This is a genomic window from Actinomadura sp. NPDC048955, assembly GCF_040649435.1.
GTDB lineage: Bacteria > Actinomycetota > Actinomycetes > Streptosporangiales > Streptosporangiaceae > Spirillospora > Spirillospora luteofluorescens.
Genome location: NZ_JBEZJI010000099.1, coordinates 1 through 14560, shown reverse-complemented (window position 1 = coordinate 14560; position 14560 = coordinate 1). Strand labels below are relative to the sequence as shown.

Sequence of the window (14560 nt, the reverse complement as noted above, 5' to 3'; positions counted from 1 at the left end):
GGGGGGCGTCCCGTTGGTGGGCGGGGTGTTACCCCGCCGGACCCCCACCCCCCCCGCCGGACAGGTCAGCGGTGCCGGTGTGCTAGAAGCTGTGAAGGCAGTGTTGGCAGAAGTCGATGCCCGATGTACGAACGGTCAGGACCTGCCAGATCCGGGCCCACAGGGGCATGCGGCCGAGCCGAGAGTCGTCGGAGACCTTCCAGAATTCGCGGCGGTAGTCGCGGCGCAGAGCACGGGCGTTCGGGTACACGTGCCAGCATTCAAAGCACACCCTCCAGCCGGTTGCGGCTTCGTCGATGTCGTGAGCCCAGCAATGCACCGCAGCGCATGCGTCGGTCATCTCGTGCGGTTTCTGGTTCATGAGCCCGATTCCTTCCAGTGGGATCTGCGGAAACGGGTTGTGCTTCAGCGCGCCGGTGGCCCGGGTCACAACCGGGCCCCCTTGGGGTGGTTTGACCCGGGCCACCGGCGCGCTACCGGTTCAGGCTTTCCGCAGATCACCGCAGGGAAGGAAGGGCGGGTGAACTCGGTGGCGGCAACTCGCAATGCATTTGCTCGCGGAGAGAGCTCACTGATGGGGTGCCGTACCCTTTTGCGTCTCTCCCGTTGCGTTCGGGGGCTCTCCTCCGATCTCCGCACGCCACGTCGTGGTGTACAGGGCGACGCCCGCGCGGTCGCCGGCGCGACGGGCCATCTCCAGTGCCTCTGCCAGACGGGCCCGGCCCATGCCGCGCACCCGCTTGTGCTCCTGGACGTGCGCCGTCCACTGTGCTTGGGTGCCGCGGAACTTCCCGCAGCCTGCCGGGCAGTACATGTCGATCACCTCGGCTGATGAGCTCTCGAGCCGCCGGCGCTGGCACAGCTGGTCGGTGGCCCGAGGGCAGGCGTCTTCCCCGAACCAGTAGGCGGTGATCCAGCAGCCCGCCATCAGTTGCAGATGCACTTGGACGTGCTCACGGAGCAAGGGGTACCTCCTTTCGCAAGTCACGGCAAGAGCAACCTTCATCTCGGCGGCCAGGCGTTGGTGTGCCTCCACGGCGTATTGGAGCGCGGCTTGCTCGTCGTTGGTTTCGGCGAGCTTGTACGGACGGCCCAGCTCAATCGACTTGACCCGGCAGATCTCCCACACCGACGGGATGAACAGCTCCTGCCCCCACGGACGGCGCCGCTCATATATCGCAGTGGTTCGCACGGGTGGTTCGAACCTGCGGAAGAACCCTTCTTCCCCTTCGGAAATCTCGTTTACTCCCATGTTCGCGACCATGCTCCTTCGGGGAAGTTGGGGAAGATCTCAGCGTCACGCTGCAGAGCGTGCTGAAGGCGAGGTTTGGCTCGCCGCGCGGGCCGGGTTCTCGGTGATCAGTGTGACGAAGGGGAACGTGCTGCACCGTTCGCAGCAGTCGATCTGTTCACCGTTCGGGCCGGGCCAGATACCGGTGCAGGTGTCGAAGTTCCCGTTGGCCGGGTCGTACGGTCGCTCGTCTTTGGCTTGCTCGCGCATCGTTGACCTCCCAGGCCAAGCGACGGCCGTGCTCTGATGCACCGGTGTCATGCTCGGCTAGGGCCTGTTTCGAAGTGAGATGAGCGGCGGCGTGTCATGCGCCGGACGCAGTGAGGTCTCCGGTAGAGCGTTCATCGACCAAGAAGAACAACACCGGAGACCTCGTGGCCACCCTAGCGGTGACGAGGCGGTTCGATCTGACCGATGAGCAATGGGCGCGGCTGGAACCGCTGCTGCCCGCGCCCAGACGTCCGGGCCGGCCCTCAAAATGGACGAAACGGCAGCTCATCGACGGCATCCGCTGGCGGGTGCGTGTCGGTGCGCCGTGGCGGGACGTGCCTGCCTGCTACGGCTCCTGGCGAGCGGTCTACTCGCTGTTCCGCCGCTGGCAACGCGACGGCACGTGGGCGAACCTTCTGGCCCGGCTGCAAACACGGGCCGACGCCGCCGGGCTGATCGACTGGCAGGTCGGGGTGGACTCCACCGTCCTGCGCGCCCACCAGCACGCGGCCGGAGCCCGCGGCCACGGCGACAAACAGGCCGACCCGCCCGGCGGAAGAACGCCCGAGCCCGACGATCATGCCTTGGGACGTTCGCGGGGCGGGCTGTCGACCAAGCTGCACCTGGCCTGCGAACAGGGCCAAAAGCCGTTGTCGCTGGTGGTCACCGCCGGGCAGCGGGGCGACGCTCCCCAGTTCGAGGCGGTCATGGCCGGGATCCGGGTCGCCCGCACCGGCGGCGGGCACCCGCGCACCCGGCCCGAACGGGTGCGCGGGGACAAGGCGTACTCCTCCAGGGCGATCCGGGCTCACCTGCGGCGGCGGGGCATCGCGGCCACGATCCCCGAACCGGCCGACCAGGCCGGCCACCGGCTGCGCCGCGGGGCCCGCGGTGGCCGGCCACCCGGATTCGATCCGGTCGACTACCGCGAGCGCCACGCCGTGGAGTGCGGCATCATCCGGCTCAAACGCCACCGCGCGGTCGCCGCCCGGTTCGACAAGCTCGCCGTCCGCTACCTGGCCACCGTCCACATCGCCGCCATCAACGAATGGCTCTGATCAACTTTGAAACAGGCCCTAGGCGGGTCGGCCACCACCGCGATGAGCCGGTCGTACTCGTCCTCGCCGATCGTTTCGATGATCTCGTCGGTGGTGCTGACGATCTTTGTGGCGTGCGCACTGGCGGCCTCGGCGGACAGGCTGGAAAGACGGGGGTCGTCGGCGAATCGAGGTGCGGAGTAGGTGAGGGCGTGTTGGGTGCCTCGCTTGTCGCGCTCGTACACGTGCAGCAGGGCCCAGCCTCGGTCGTAATCGCTCATCTCGTCCCAGCCGGGGAGGTCCACGAGGTCTTCGTGGACGACGAGCTTTCCTACCGTGAGCCGGATGGAGCCGATCTCAGCCGGAGGATCGGCGGTGCTTCTGTCCCGAGAGATAGCGATGTTCAGGACGCCGTAGCGGTCCTCGAAGACAGCGCATCGGCGGCCGTCAGGCATCAGCAGGCTGGGGTACGTCGTGGGGTCGTGAGGGTCGGCCGGCACGAATACGACTGCGGTGTTCGGGGCGATGGCGTCGTCAGGCTCTGCAGTGCTCATCGCCAGTCCTTTCGTTCATTCCGGTGTGGTATTTCGCCAGTGGCTGAGGGAAGGCCTCCGCTGAGGAACATCACGCTTCATCGGCGCCGTCTTCACTGACGTCGGGGCGGGCAATGCCGAGGGCGTCGTCGAGATCGGGTCGGTACCCGACGGGCAACGTGTGCAGGTCCCCCAGATGCACCTTGAACTGGTGGCCGGGCTCGCCGATCGGCGGCGAATTCGGGGCGCACAGCTCGTCGTTGTCGGCGCCGGGGTGGTCGCCGATGCAGTACTTCTCGTGAACGGGATCGATGAGAGCGGTCGACGCTTCATCGTTCACCTCCACGACGCGCACGGTGAGGGCGTGAGCGTGGTGCTCATCGCGCAGCTGCGCGAGGTCGCCGGGCCGCCACTGGGGCGGCATCTGCAGGATGCTGATGTAGTCGGCGAACCGCTGGCCGCCGGCGGCGGTGAGGCGCTGGTGAACGCGGCGCGCAAGGGCATGCAGGCCCTTCTCGGCTGGGATCGGCACCCTGCCGGTGATGGTCTGGCGGTACGCCTCGCCGACGCCGTAGTAGGAGTCCTTCTCCTCCAGGGCGGTGAGGAACTCGGCGGCGAACCGGACCAGGGTTCGGATGTCGGCCGGGGCAGGCGGGGCCAGGACGAAGAGCTCGCCCATCAGCTCATCCAGATTGTTGTCCCAGCGGGCCAGCCTGCCCATGGAGCGTGCGGCGGCGGCTTCTGGACGGTCTGGACTGGCGTACTTGGCGTCGAGATCGAGTACTGCCTCGCGCAGATCGGTCCATTGGGCAGCCTGTTCCGGAGTGGCGTACTGAGTGATCGCCCGGAACAGGGCGCTGAGACCGAGCATGTCGGCGAAGGGTGGCTCCGGCTGGATCGGGGGGATGCGCTCGGCGATGGTCGCGGCGAGGGCGACGCCGGCGCGCAGCGCGTCCGCCAATTCCTCCACGTCGTTGTCCGACATGTAGGTGCTGCGGACGCTGACCGCGCGGTCGCAGTCGGCGGTCATCTCCAGCAGCACGAACCTGTTGGGATGGCCTGCGAAGGCAGGGCCCGAGCGGTCGCCTGAGGTATAGGTGGAGTTCTCCGCGAGCACCTGGTCGACCACAGCTCGGGAGGTCGATACGTAAGACACGGTGTTGCCTTTCGGAACAGTTCGCAATCAGGCAGCGTGCACGGGAGTGCCTTGCCCGACTGCTTGAGCAGCTGGGACCTGTGGAGGGGTGGAAGCACAGCGCACGCCGTGCGCTGGCGTCATGCCGATGATCGAGGCCTGCGGATGGAGCCATCCCACACGGTGCGACCGGCCTCCCCGAGGCGGCGGGCCGCGTCAGCGGCCCCGGGATGCCACACATAGAGCGAGACCCGCCGATCTGGGTTCTCGGCTTGCCATAGAGCTCGGGCCACCGCGTATTCGATGATCGTCACGTCGAGCTGCAGCAGCGGCCAGTGCACCCGGACGGTGTGCGTGCGGGGGTAGTAGGTCGCCCACCGCCGCGACAGCGGCAACTCGGTCACCTCCCACCGCGGTGCCCGTGCAACACCTGCGCGGTCGAGCAGGCCCAAGCAGTGCTCGGCGAGGAACTGACGGCCGTGTGCCCGGTCCAGGTGGATGACCGCGTCTGCGCGTTGACGATCGGTGAGATCGGCGCGGACGACCACCCAGTTCCCGAACCCGTTGCGGGTCCGGCGGGCCGGCGGCGCGCTGGGGTCGTCGACGACGTCGAGCCGGGCTGGGCGCCCCAGCCACGGAAGGTTCTCCCCGGCGACCATCTCCTTGATGTTCTGCCCTGCAGGGGTCGGCGGGCCGTTGTGGCCGGGCCGGCGGACGTGCCGCCAGATCCATGAGGTGTTCTCGGCCACCTGGGCGGCGACCTGGGCGGCGGGCATTGTGGCGGGTGCGGTGACGTGCAGCCGTGCGTGCTCGTCCACGGTCAACCCGACCGTGCGGCGGCGAGTGGAGAGGGTGCCGATCCACTCGATTCCGGCTGGCACGGCGTCCGTCAGCGCGTCGACGAGTTCGTGGGGAATGTCGGCCGCGCCGTACGGGATGATCCGGAAGCTGTCGAGGATGGTCCAACCGCCGCGTGGGGTCAGGTCGGGCTGGGTGAGGAAGGTGCGGCGGCCGCCGCGGTCCGGGACGGCCCACCACCCGAATCGCCCGTGCCGTTGGGCGGATGTGCTGAGGGTGAAGTCGCGGCCGTCGGGGGACCGCAGACGGCTCCCCTCTCGCAGGTGTGTGATGTCCATCGTGATCTCCGGGTCCGCGCCAGTTCGTCAGAACAGGTCGCGGTGCTGGCGCGCCAGAGTGGCCCTGAGGAAGGCCGCCGGATCGGGAGTGTTCCCGTCTCCGTCGAGCCCGGGGACCTCGGTCTCGAAGTCCAGGCTCAGCTTGGTGAAGAACTTCTCGAGCTTGTCGACGAGATCACCGCCGTTCCATCCGTCGCTCTCGGTGGTTCGGATGTCGAGGAGTAGGCCGAGGATCAGAGAGGCGTAGTGGGCTTCATCCTCGGTTTGCGGGATCCAGAACAACATCCAGCCCGTCTGATTCACGTAGGTCCGGGCTGCGAGGAGCACGTCCTGGCGCCAACGGCCGTCCTCGTCGTGGTGGCGGGGAAGTCTCAGCGCGGTCTCGCGGCCACCGCCGACCCGTTGGTATACGTCCTCGCCGCCTGGGAACTTCACATACCCCAAAGGCCGGAACAGATCAGCGAAGGCGTCCAGGTCCAGCGCGTCCAGAAAGTCATTCCGAGAGAACATCAGCAGCTCCTTATCGAGGGGTGGGGCCTGGCTGGGGGCGGGGGCAGGGCGTACAGCGATGGCGTGCTAGTGGGGGACGGGAGCCCCGCCGGCGATGACTTGGTCAGCGCCGGCCAGCGAGGCGGCCGCCTCGCCTCGGGCGACCACCCCGCTGCGGCTGTCAGACCGTTGCGGGTTCCGGCCAGACCTCGACGAGGGAATCGCCGGGGGCGCCGATTCTGAGGTGGAAGAGTTGCGCGCGTCCGGAGTGCGTGTCGCGCAACTCCACCTCGACGCCGTGGTCTGCGGTGAACTCGCTCAGGGGGCCGAGCTCGGTCACCTGTATGTGCTCACTGGCGGTTACGCCGTCCGCGAGGGCGCTGAGGAACTTTGGGGTGGCGAGCACGTCGCAGAGCGCCTCTTCCAGGACGCGGACCAGGTCGCTGGGCTGTCTGGGCATGGTGGTCTCCTCTCTGGCCGGGCGGGAGACTTTCTATGCTTGGTGGGTTGGTGTCGGATGCGCCGGTCCGGCGGCTTACCCCGGGGCGCCGCGGCGGAGCCCGTCGAGGACCACGACGAGGGCGATGGGACGGCGAGGTCTGGAGTGCCAGGCGCCGGCGCTGTCAGGGCACGTCGGTAGTGCTCAGCGACTTCGTTGGCGGCGGCTCGGTCGGTGGCGCGCTCGCTAGCTCCCGCAACCGTTGGGCGACCTGGAACCCGAGGAGTCGCTGCTGGACCCATTCGTCGACCAGGCTTAGGGCGCGCGTGTAGTCCTGGCTCTGCCCGTCCCCGATGATCATCGAGACGCTGGTTCCGACGGCGAACCGCTCGGTGCCCCACTCGCCGTAGTACTGGCGGGCCCAGCCGGAATACTGGGCGATGGTAGCTTTCTCCCAGTTCAAACCGTGTTCGGTCAAGCTGCTCTGGAGGCTGCCGAACGAGTTCTGCATGCGGTTCCAGTGCATCTCGGCCAATCGGATGAGCTTGTCCGTCGCATCCATCGCACGGTTCCTTCCGGTGAGCAGGTGGACGGTAGGGCGGGTCACGGGTCGGACGGAGCCGGTGCAGGAGGCTCGGCCGGTCCGGGCGGCGGTTGATCGAGTAGCGCCTGCTGGGCTGCGGCAGCTTTCATTGCTTGGGCCCGTTCGGTTTCGAGCTCGGTGATCCGTTCGGTCAGCTTGGTGGCCGTGCGCTGGTGGGCGGCGAGCCGGGCGGGCGCCCGATAGCGTGCCTGCGCCACCCTGATCCTTTTCAGGTCCGGGTGCTTCTGGTAGTGGTTGAGCAGGGCGTACACGATCTGGGCGATCCGTTGGCTGGTTGCTGTAGGGGCGCTCACCGAGTAGTGGTCGGCGCCGCGGCGGCGCACATTTACCCATCCGTTTTCGGTCGGCTTGGCGTAGCTGGGGTTGACTACGGCGGTGCCGACGATCGTGATGCCGAACACCTGCGGTGCGTTCGGCCGCGCCTGATATCCCGCTCTCTGGAAGTAGTTCTCACCGTCGTCGCCGTACTGGATCCGCACGTTGTCGGGCCCGTACTCGTCGCTGGGCGACAACCAGAACACGCCGATCCGATCCACTTCGTACCGGACTCGGCCGTGGGACCAGTCGATCGCCACAGTGAACGAGATCGGTCCTCGCGGCGTCTCGGCAGAGACATGCTTGTCGGCGAGCGAGCTGGACGCTCTGGCATGTTGCCCGCGGCGGCGCCCGGACTTGGCTGACGGTTCCGACGGCGCGCTGGATGGCAGTGGGAGTGCGGCGGCTGCCTGGGTGAAGGCCGCGTTGACCCGCGTGCGCACCGTGTCGTCGGTGAGCGCGCCGATGATCTCGGCCAGTTCCTCGCGCGGAACCGGAAATGGGCCGACGCTCGGAGGTTTCCCCCCGAAACGGTTCCAGACGAGCAGCAGAGGAGCGGCTGTTCGGCCGTGCTGGTGGGAGGCGTAGGTCAAGAACGCGATCCACATGGTGATGCTCTGCATCTGCGAAACGACTTCGCCCACCGGGTCAAGGCCGGTGGGCGAAGCGGCAACGACGCGGTCCGTCATGCTGCTGCGTGGCGGGTCTCGTCGGCGCCAGCGGTCGCCGGGAAGCCGGCCGGAGTCGCGCCGGAGGTGGAGCCGAGCTCGCCAGTGAGCTTGGCGAGCATCGCTCTGATATCGGCTTCTGTGGGCTGGATGCCCGCCGGCGCGGTGGAAGGGGCGTCGGTGACATCATCGAGCGGTTCGGTATGCGCGATGTCGAAGACATAGCTGACCCTCATGCCCTTGGCGGGGCGCCTACCGTTGGCGTTCTCACCGGGCTTGGGAGGGCGGGTGATCGCCGCGATGAAGGCCAAGCCCTTGCCCACGGCTGACCCGTCGTCCTTGACCTTGCGGCCACGCTTCCGCCACTCCTCATACCCGGCGACCTGGGTCAGGTCCGGGTCCTGCAGCCACATCAGGAATCGGTTGCGCAGTGTGTACCTGTCGCCGATACGGGCGGCGGCTTGGGCGAACGCCGTGGTCTGCTCGTCGGTAATCTGCGTGGCGGCCAGTTCCGCCAGGGCGTTCAGGCTGGGCACGGTGAATCGAGCCATGGGGAAGTCCCTCCTTCTGATTGGCGCAGGCAGACTTGCCCGCGGCCCACATCGGGTGCTGTGGGGCGCCGACCGGCGCCAGTGCGTCGGCTACCGCCGTTCCGGCGCCATTTGTCTAGGCCGCGGGGCGCTGGGGTGTCGGGCTTGCGCTCGGCACCTCGGCGGCGTCAGCCAGGGCTTTGGCCTGTTCGAGGTCATCGGCGTCACCGCACGGGCGCGTGTTGAGCGCCTCTGTGCGCCCGTCGTGCTGGCACACCGCCCACCTCCAGTGGCCGTTGCCCATCTGGACGACGAACAGATAGTGGATGCCGTCTCCGACCTCGCGGGACCAGCCGGGGTGACCATTGCGGGGGGCCGGTTCCCGCCAGGCTCCGGGGCGGTGACGGCGCTCGCGGACCCGGTCGGCCACCTGGAGCGGCCGTTCGGTCGCGCCATCGCGGTTCTTCACCTCCGCGAGCAGGAACGCCAGAAGTTTCGCGGCCTTGGTCTCGGCCTGCTGCTTGACCTCGTCGGGCAGCGCTGGATGTAGATGCTCGATCCGGTAGGTGGCTTCCAGCAGGTCCAGGTGAACGCTGCACCGGGTGACCATGCCGCCCATGCCCTGCGGCCGCACCCACAAGGTGAGGGAGGCATCGGCGTGGTGCGGCACCGTCCGGCTCGGACGGGCCAAGACGTACTCGTTGCGCCAGGAGTAGTCGTCGCAGTCGGGCGCGACCCGGATCGACGCGACGCCGCATTCAGGAGGGACCGGGTCGCCCCGGCCACGCCGGAAACGGTGCTCAAAGTCAGGGTCGTGGTAGGCGAATGGCCACTGACCGGGCCGCAGCCGCAACGCGATCAGGCCGCGCCGGTATCTCACGCCTACGTCGTCGAGGGCGTATTCCCAGTCGCAGCGCGGGGGCGGTACGGCGTAACCATCGAATTCGATCACGCCGTCCGGGAGGCGGGTCAAGGCGTCGTCGGGCATGGCGATGCTCCCTGGTTGATGGAGGGGTGGGTGACGAAGTTGTCGAGCATGGTGGCCAGTGCCGGCTCGGTTCCCTCGGGCAGGAACGCTCGGACGGAGCTGGCGATCCGGTCACCCACGGTGGGCTGAATCGCGGCGGGGTAGAGGTCTTCGAACAGCAGCCCGTTGTCGCCGCGGCGCTGGTAGGTCTCGACTTTGCGCGCCCAGGTGGCCGGAGTCGTCCCGGATGCCTCCTGCAGCGTGCGGTCGTACCATTCCAGGGCGCCGATCGGGCAGTTCGCCTCCCACGTGACGCCGGAGTGGGAGTGGGGGCACCGGCGGACGGTGTCTCGTCCGTGCTTGGACCACGCGTGGGAGTCCGCCGAGTAGATGCCGGGCGCAATGGCGGTCAGGGCATCGGTCTTGACCCCGAAGGCGTGCAGCCTGACGTCGGTGCCCAAACGCCGCTGCAGGGCCGCGAACAAGGCGATGATCCGAGCGGTGGACGGGAGCCGGCAGACGCTGCCGACTCCGACCAGCGGCAGCGCGGCCAGGTCGACACCGGCCCGCTCGTACATGTCGACGCAGCGCAGGTGATGGTCGACGGTGAGGGACGCATCGCCCTGGATGACTGGGAAGATCTGCAGGTCCGCGTCCAGCCACCGCAGCTCCCAGTAGCTGATGACGGTCCGGCGCAGGTGCTCGGAGATGTCGAAGCCAGTGTTAGCGCGGACTGGGCCCTCGCACATCCAGTCCATGGAGGAGGCGGTGTCCAGGCAGCCGATCTGATCTGCGTATTCGCGGACCAGCCGCACGTACTGGTGCGGGCTGATGTCCCAGCGCGCGTAGCCGCCGTCGTCCTGGTTCCGGCTCAGGACGGTATAGCTCTTGGAGTCGAGCATCCATCGGCGGCTGGCGCGCGGCAGGGTCTTGCGTCCTTCGAGGCGGCCGCGGGACACGCACACCGGGACGCGTTCGGGCAGCGGCGAGTCGGGGCCCAGCCAATGCGGCTGGGCCCCGAGGTAGTACATCTTCATGCTCGGGGATCAGGTGGATTGGTCGCCGCAGCGGGCGGTCTGGGTCTTGGCCCTGTCGGAACCGTGCGCCAGGGCCTGCCCTGCCGACCGGAACCAGGAATCATTCCTCGGAACCGATCAGCTGGTTGTCGTGCAGCCACTGGAGGATCACGTCGACGTGCGGGCGGATGAATCCCTGGGTGGGGTTGACCGTGACCAGGAGTGTCGGATCGCAGTCTTCGTTGCGGTCGCGGGCCCACTGGTGGTCGCCGACGCCATGCACATCGTCCAGCCATACGGCCGGACGATTCCCCAGCCAGCAGTTCACCGCGTCGGCCTTGGCTGAGCGGCCGTCGAAGACCGCGCCACCCATCGGCCCGACCTCAACCACAGCCATCTCCGGAAGCCCGAGCACGGGTGCGATGTGCTGCGCCGCGGCATGTTCCCAGCTGGTGCACCAGACCAGCTGCAGGTGTTCGGCGAGCTCACGCAGCCACTGACCGTGCTGGGGGTTCAGCCAGGGTGAGATCCTGCGCTGGTAGGGCGTCAGGGTGAAGGTGTGGCGCCTGTAGCCGGCGGCGGCCGCGGCGTCGGGTTCCAGATGCGGGTTGAGCACCCCGTCCACATCCAGTAGAAGGACTGGCCGACAACTCGGGTGCGGGCAGCGGTGGGGGTTGGCGTCCTCGATGGCGCCGTCCCCGATCAGGTCAGCGCAGAACTCACCGGCCAAGATGTTGATCTCCTGCTCGGCCTGCTCAACCTCCTCGGGGTGGTGGTTGACCAGATGGTGGAGTCGCTCACGCTTCCGCGCCCAGGCGGTCAGCGCTTGCGCATGCGTTTGGGTGGACTGCTGGAAGGGGGCGGCGAAGTCGATCCGCGTCTTCGGCTCCTCGGTCTGAGTCATCTCGCGGAGACCGCGAAGCAGCGCGAGGAGGGTGGTCTCGTCGTTGCACAACGCGACCCGCTCACGGCCCTGTAGGTCCAGGTAGTCCCACTCGGCGTGGACCTCGTAGGCGAGGTAGTCGTCGTTGCCGGGCTCGTCCACCATGCCGTCCTGCATGGGCGGCTGCGGACCGTTATAGAGGGACGCTGTGAACTGCAGCCGTACCTCGTACTTGTTCCCCTCCACCACGATGGTCAGCTCGGCATGGTCCCGCTCCGGCTCCCATCCGAAATCAACATCATCGAATTCGGTGTCTGCCTTCAACGCGCAGGCCACCCGTTCGAGGGAAGAGATGGTCGGCGCGAGCGGTCGCCGCGTGGGGGACTTCTCACGGACTGAGGCGTCGTCGGTCGCCGGAACCCCCTTCTCAGCGGCATGGGATTTTACGTAGTTGATGATTTCCTGAAAACTGGTCATAGCCTCGTCTCCCTCGGGCCGTAACCGGCATGCCAGCAAGAGATGCACCAAGAAAGGGGTCGCAGGAAAGGGAAGTTTCCTTTTTTAGAACAGGCAGATCGCGTGCTTGCTGCCGGGCGCCGGGAAGCTGATCAGCCTCGCCGGGCGAGGGGCCGCAACCCCGCTGCGGATGAGCGGAGCGAATGCCGGGTTGCGGCCCCTCGCCCGGTGAGGCAGGCTTTGCCGGCGCCTGGCAGCGAGCACGCCATGGGGAATTCTGTTCACCCCTAGGCGATGAGCAGTACCGGAATTTCGGAGTTTGCAGCGGCTTTCATTAGGGCCGTGATTTGGCCGAGCCGCAGGTTGGAGTAGGGGGCGGCGGGGTGGCCGTCCTGCAAGCGCGAAAGGCATTCGCGCAACTGTTCGACGCTGCATTCATCTCCGGTCCCCTTGTGGTTGTCGTCGGCGTATTGGGTGAGCTCAATCGCATTTCCGACCCTTTCTGCGTCACGTTGGATATGCTCAGCTCCAGGTCGGTGTCGAGGAAATTACGCGTTTTCGGGTTGAGAAGATCGAAGGTAACCGACAATGTGCCCTCCGCGCGGTTTAGGTGTCGGGGCTCACTGGGGCGTCCCCTTGCGGTGAGGTGTGTCGAGCAGTTCCGGGGCGCGAGTGGAAAGGTTGGGGCGTAGGGCTATCGCGTAGCGACGCGCAGCGCTCTTGGAGTTCGCGTCCGGAACTGCTGGTGTAGACGGCACCGCAAGGACGTATTCAGTCCGCTGCAGTGTCTGCCGTACCGGGTGACGTGCCGACCGGCGGGAGGAGGTTCGGCGTCGACCGCCGCGTCTACATGACGCTGATGTCGAGACTGGTCGCCACGGCGTTGGCCAGATGCCAGCCGTGCTAGCGGACGATCACTGATCAAGTCCTCGTCGGCGATCGCCTGGCCGTCGCAGGCCTCGCCGAACCGATCTACGGGGCCGGGCCCACCGTGGGGGCTGGGGCCAGCCCGACCACGCGAGCGTTCCATCCGCTGGCACGCGACTTTCAGGCCTCCGGTGACGGCCGCGCCGCTCTGGCCATGGTGGAGCGACTCGATGCCCTGGAGTTGGAGAACCGGCTGGAGGACGCCCTCGACCTGTGGTTGGCGCCCTGTCCGAATCGCCTCCCGGCGTGTCGCGGTTGCCGGCGGGTCGTGCGCGTATGTCTTCAGCGCCCGGACCGACCTGTATACCTCATCGAGTTGGGCCATGCGGCCCTGTGCAAGGTGGGCAAGGCCAGCGCCACTGGTGGGGAGGCGATTGTGTTCTTCCCTGCGACGAGGTGGTCGCCGTGACCGCTGAGAGCGAGGTACACCGGGCTGTGGCCGGTTCAGCACGACGGGGGCAGACGGAGGCGATCAGTCCGTCTGGACGCACCTCGGGTGCGGCCGCGCGCGGAACTGGGCCACCGTCGCCCTGGAAGCCGAGCGTCCGCCGCGGGCTGTCCACCAGTTTGGCCTCGCTCGGCGGCGCGTTCTCCCGGGACCGCCGGGGGGCTGGCGGCGCGGGGGCACCACCCCCATATGGCTGATCCAGCCGCGGCTGTGCTGGCGCCGCTGGCAGGCTTGTGGGCTTGCGCTTAGCACCTGGGTTACGGCTGGGAGCCGTCTGACCGGTCGGCCCAGCCGCGGATCGTCTGGAGGGCCAGGTGCAGCGCGCTGCCTAGGTCGGGCGCGGGAAGCAGTTCGGGTTGGTCTCGGTAGTTCGATGCGGCCGGATCGGCGGTGCGCGCGGCGCTCATCCGGCCGCGGGTGTCCAGGGCCACCACCGCCCAGCGATGCGGCTGGAGTGGAATGCGGACGGTGGGGAACGCGGTCTCGGCGGTGTCCCACCAGGGGGCTGGTCCCCAGACGGCGCCGCGGTCTTCCAAGACGTACCGGATCGCTTCTAGGAGCGCAAATCCCCGTGACATCGGCTCCGGGCCGCGCTTGGTCCTGTGAGACGGGCCGTCCATCACGGACCAGCAGCGTCAAGGGCCGCGCCGGGGCGAACTCGTCATGGCTGCCGCTGGGGGCGTGGACTCTGCCGTACCGGTTCTGCGTGCTGGTGGCTCCTCTGTGCCACGCCCAGCCGGTTCGGGCAGAGTCGCTATCGGCGCGGCTGAAGATGTCGCCGGCGTCGTCAAGGACGACGTCGCCGGGCCGCCAGCATCCCACCTGCGCGATTTCGTCCTGCGGGGCGGATAGGAGCGGTGGGAGGTGTTCGCTGAGTGAGGTCACGGGTCCTTCCTTTCTCTTCAGCGGTGATGCGCTAGATGTACTGCCCTGACAGGTTGGTGACGCGGTTGGCGGGTGGTTGTCCTGCCGGTCGCCTCCTCGGTTGAGGCGGTGACGATTGGTCTTGCCCGATGATGCGGGGATCGGTGCGACCCCGCACAGATGCGCGAACGCCGATTCGGACCGGAGCCGTTCGGGGTTGTCGCCGACCGCGATGAGCAGGGACGCAACCGTTCCGGTGCCCAGTCCTTTGACCGCCGTCAGCGCTGGCGCGGCCTGGTCGACGAGTCGCTGGAGCCGCGCCGGTGGGCGCCGGGGACACAACTGCGATCAGGCGCGTGCGCCAGGCTCTTATCAGGTCACCTCCGGCGGCCCGCCAATGCGACCGCATGTGCTCTCCCGATCGGCCGACAGATCGGCAACAAGGCACCAACGGCCGGTTGGTCTGGGGGTCAGGCCGACCGGAAGAGCACATTCGAGAGCCTCGCAGTTGGTCTTGAGCTTCCCCCGGTTCCACGGATACCGTGGTGCTCGGCAGCGCCGCGGCGGGACGCGGGAACGGGACGGCGACGCTGGTGCTGGCCGGCGTCGCTG

General features: G+C 67.9%; 16 protein-coding genes and 1 pseudogene. 1 reads left to right on the top strand and 16 read right to left on the bottom strand.

From position 1 onward, the window contains the following. Positions 1-82: 82 nt before the first annotated feature. The 3 genes from AB0C84_RS43550 to AB0C84_RS43540 form a co-directional block, all read right to left on the bottom strand. Positions 83-430, bottom strand: a complete 348-nt coding sequence (locus tag AB0C84_RS43550; RefSeq protein WP_361078116.1) for a hypothetical protein — start codon at positions 428-430, stop codon at positions 83-85. 138 nt (positions 431-568) lie between these two features. After that, the gene (locus AB0C84_RS43545; RefSeq protein ID WP_361078113.1) at positions 569-1264 is read right to left on the bottom strand and encodes a hypothetical protein; all 696 of its coding nucleotides are present in this window, start codon (positions 1262-1264) and stop codon (positions 569-571) included. Between the two features lie 33 nt (positions 1265-1297). Further along, complete coding sequence (locus tag AB0C84_RS43540; protein ID WP_361078111.1) at positions 1298-1501, bottom strand: hypothetical protein; 204 nt, start codon at positions 1499-1501, stop codon at positions 1298-1300. 179 nt (positions 1502-1680) lie between these two features. Between AB0C84_RS43540 and AB0C84_RS43535 the strand changes: the two genes are divergently transcribed. Then, a complete protein-coding gene (locus AB0C84_RS43535) occupies positions 1681-2559 on the top strand; it encodes an IS5 family transposase (protein WP_361078118.1) in 879 nt (292 codons plus the stop codon). Here AB0C84_RS43535 and AB0C84_RS43530 read toward each other — a convergent pair. The 13 genes and pseudogenes from AB0C84_RS43530 to AB0C84_RS43470 form a co-directional block, all read right to left on the bottom strand. Next, positions 2514-3092 carry a hypothetical protein gene (locus tag AB0C84_RS43530; protein ID WP_361078108.1) on the bottom strand — a complete coding sequence of 193 codons (579 nt, stop codon included), beginning with the start codon at positions 3090-3092 and terminating at the stop codon, positions 2514-2516. The two genes, AB0C84_RS43535 and AB0C84_RS43530, sit on opposite strands and share 46 nt — an antisense overlap. 70 nt (positions 3093-3162) lie before the next feature. Next, positions 3163-4200: a hypothetical protein gene (locus AB0C84_RS43525; RefSeq protein ID WP_361078105.1), complete on the bottom strand. Its 1038-nt coding sequence runs from the start codon at positions 4198-4200 to the stop codon at positions 3163-3165. Positions 4201-4346: 146 nt separating this feature from the next. Next, positions 4347-5342 carry a YgjP-like metallopeptidase domain-containing protein gene (locus AB0C84_RS43520; RefSeq protein WP_361078102.1) on the bottom strand — a complete coding sequence of 332 codons (996 nt, stop codon included), beginning with the start codon at positions 5340-5342 and terminating at the stop codon, positions 4347-4349. 27 nt (positions 5343-5369) lie between these two features. After that, positions 5370-5852, bottom strand: a complete 483-nt coding sequence (locus AB0C84_RS43515; RefSeq protein WP_361078099.1) for a hypothetical protein — start codon at positions 5850-5852, stop codon at positions 5370-5372. Positions 5853-6012: 160 nt separating this feature from the next. Then, positions 6013-6291, bottom strand: coding sequence for a hypothetical protein (locus AB0C84_RS43510; protein WP_361078096.1), 279 nt, complete (start codon positions 6289-6291; stop codon positions 6013-6015). Positions 6292-6454: 163 nt separating this feature from the next. Beyond that, a complete protein-coding gene (locus AB0C84_RS43505) occupies positions 6455-6832 on the bottom strand; it encodes a hypothetical protein (RefSeq protein ID WP_361078093.1) in 378 nt (125 codons plus the stop codon). A 41-nt stretch (positions 6833-6873) separates the two neighbouring features. After that, entirely contained in the window at positions 6874-7878 is a 1005-nt protein-coding gene (locus AB0C84_RS43500; protein ID WP_361078091.1) for a hypothetical protein, read from the bottom strand. After that, the gene (locus tag AB0C84_RS43495) at positions 7875-8408 is read right to left on the bottom strand and encodes a hypothetical protein (RefSeq protein ID WP_361078088.1); all 534 of its coding nucleotides are present in this window, start codon (positions 8406-8408) and stop codon (positions 7875-7877) included. The genes AB0C84_RS43500 and AB0C84_RS43495 overlap by 4 nt, the downstream gene beginning before the upstream one ends. 115 nt (positions 8409-8523) lie before the next feature. Further along, positions 8524-9375 carry a hypothetical protein gene (locus AB0C84_RS43490; RefSeq protein WP_361078085.1) on the bottom strand — a complete coding sequence of 284 codons (852 nt, stop codon included), beginning with the start codon at positions 9373-9375 and terminating at the stop codon, positions 8524-8526. Beyond that, entirely contained in the window at positions 9357-10391 is a 1035-nt protein-coding gene (locus AB0C84_RS43485) for a hypothetical protein (protein ID WP_361078082.1), read from the bottom strand. Before AB0C84_RS43485 ends, AB0C84_RS43490 begins: the two co-directional genes overlap by 19 nt. Positions 10392-10491: 100 nt before the next feature. Further along, positions 10492-11730 (bottom strand): HAD domain-containing protein, encoded by a 1239-nt coding sequence (locus AB0C84_RS43480; protein WP_361078080.1) that lies wholly within the window; start codon positions 11728-11730, stop codon positions 10492-10494. 1611 nt (positions 11731-13341) lie between these two features. Beyond that, positions 13342-13662: a hypothetical protein gene (locus AB0C84_RS43475; RefSeq protein ID WP_361078121.1), complete on the bottom strand. Its 321-nt coding sequence runs from the start codon at positions 13660-13662 to the stop codon at positions 13342-13344. Between the two features lie 391 nt (positions 13663-14053). Then, positions 14054-14254: pseudogene (locus AB0C84_RS43470) on the bottom strand (transposase); the annotation flags it as partial. Positions 14255-14560 lie beyond the last annotated feature (306 nt).

What these genes read in the sequence shown, in the direction of transcription:
- AB0C84_RS43545 (WP_361078113.1), bottom strand. Translation starts at nt 1,264, where the DNA reads ATGGTCGCGAACATGGGAGTAAACGAGATTTCCGAAGGGGAAGAAGGG.
- AB0C84_RS43540 (WP_361078111.1), bottom strand. Translation starts at nt 1,501, where the DNA reads ATGCGCGAGCAAGCCAAAGACGAGCGACCGTACGACCCGGCCAACGGG.
- AB0C84_RS43530 (WP_361078108.1), bottom strand. Translation starts at nt 3,092, where the DNA reads ATGAGCACTGCAGAGCCTGACGACGCCATCGCCCCGAACACCGCAGTC.
- AB0C84_RS43520 (WP_361078102.1), bottom strand. Translation starts at nt 5,342, where the DNA reads ATGGACATCACACACCTGCGAGAGGGGAGCCGTCTGCGGTCCCCCGAC.
- AB0C84_RS43515 (WP_361078099.1), bottom strand. Translation starts at nt 5,852, where the DNA reads ATGTTCTCTCGGAATGACTTTCTGGACGCGCTGGACCTGGACGCCTTC.
- AB0C84_RS43510 (WP_361078096.1), bottom strand. Translation starts at nt 6,291, where the DNA reads ATGCCCAGACAGCCCAGCGACCTGGTCCGCGTCCTGGAAGAGGCGCTC.
- AB0C84_RS43505 (WP_361078093.1), bottom strand. Translation starts at nt 6,832, where the DNA reads ATGGATGCGACGGACAAGCTCATCCGATTGGCCGAGATGCACTGGAAC.
- AB0C84_RS43500 (WP_361078091.1), bottom strand. Translation starts at nt 7,878, where the DNA reads ATGACGGACCGCGTCGTTGCCGCTTCGCCCACCGGCCTTGACCCGGTG.
- AB0C84_RS43495 (WP_361078088.1), bottom strand. Translation starts at nt 8,408, where the DNA reads ATGGCTCGATTCACCGTGCCCAGCCTGAACGCCCTGGCGGAACTGGCC.
- AB0C84_RS43490 (WP_361078085.1), bottom strand. Translation starts at nt 9,375, where the DNA reads ATGCCCGACGACGCCTTGACCCGCCTCCCGGACGGCGTGATCGAATTC.
- AB0C84_RS43485 (WP_361078082.1), bottom strand. Translation starts at nt 10,391, where the DNA reads ATGAAGATGTACTACCTCGGGGCCCAGCCGCATTGGCTGGGCCCCGAC.
- AB0C84_RS43480 (WP_361078080.1), bottom strand. Translation starts at nt 11,730, where the DNA reads ATGACCAGTTTTCAGGAAATCATCAACTACGTAAAATCCCATGCCGCT.
- AB0C84_RS43475 (WP_361078121.1), bottom strand. Translation starts at nt 13,662, where the DNA reads ATGTCACGGGGATTTGCGCTCCTAGAAGCGATCCGGTACGTCTTGGAA.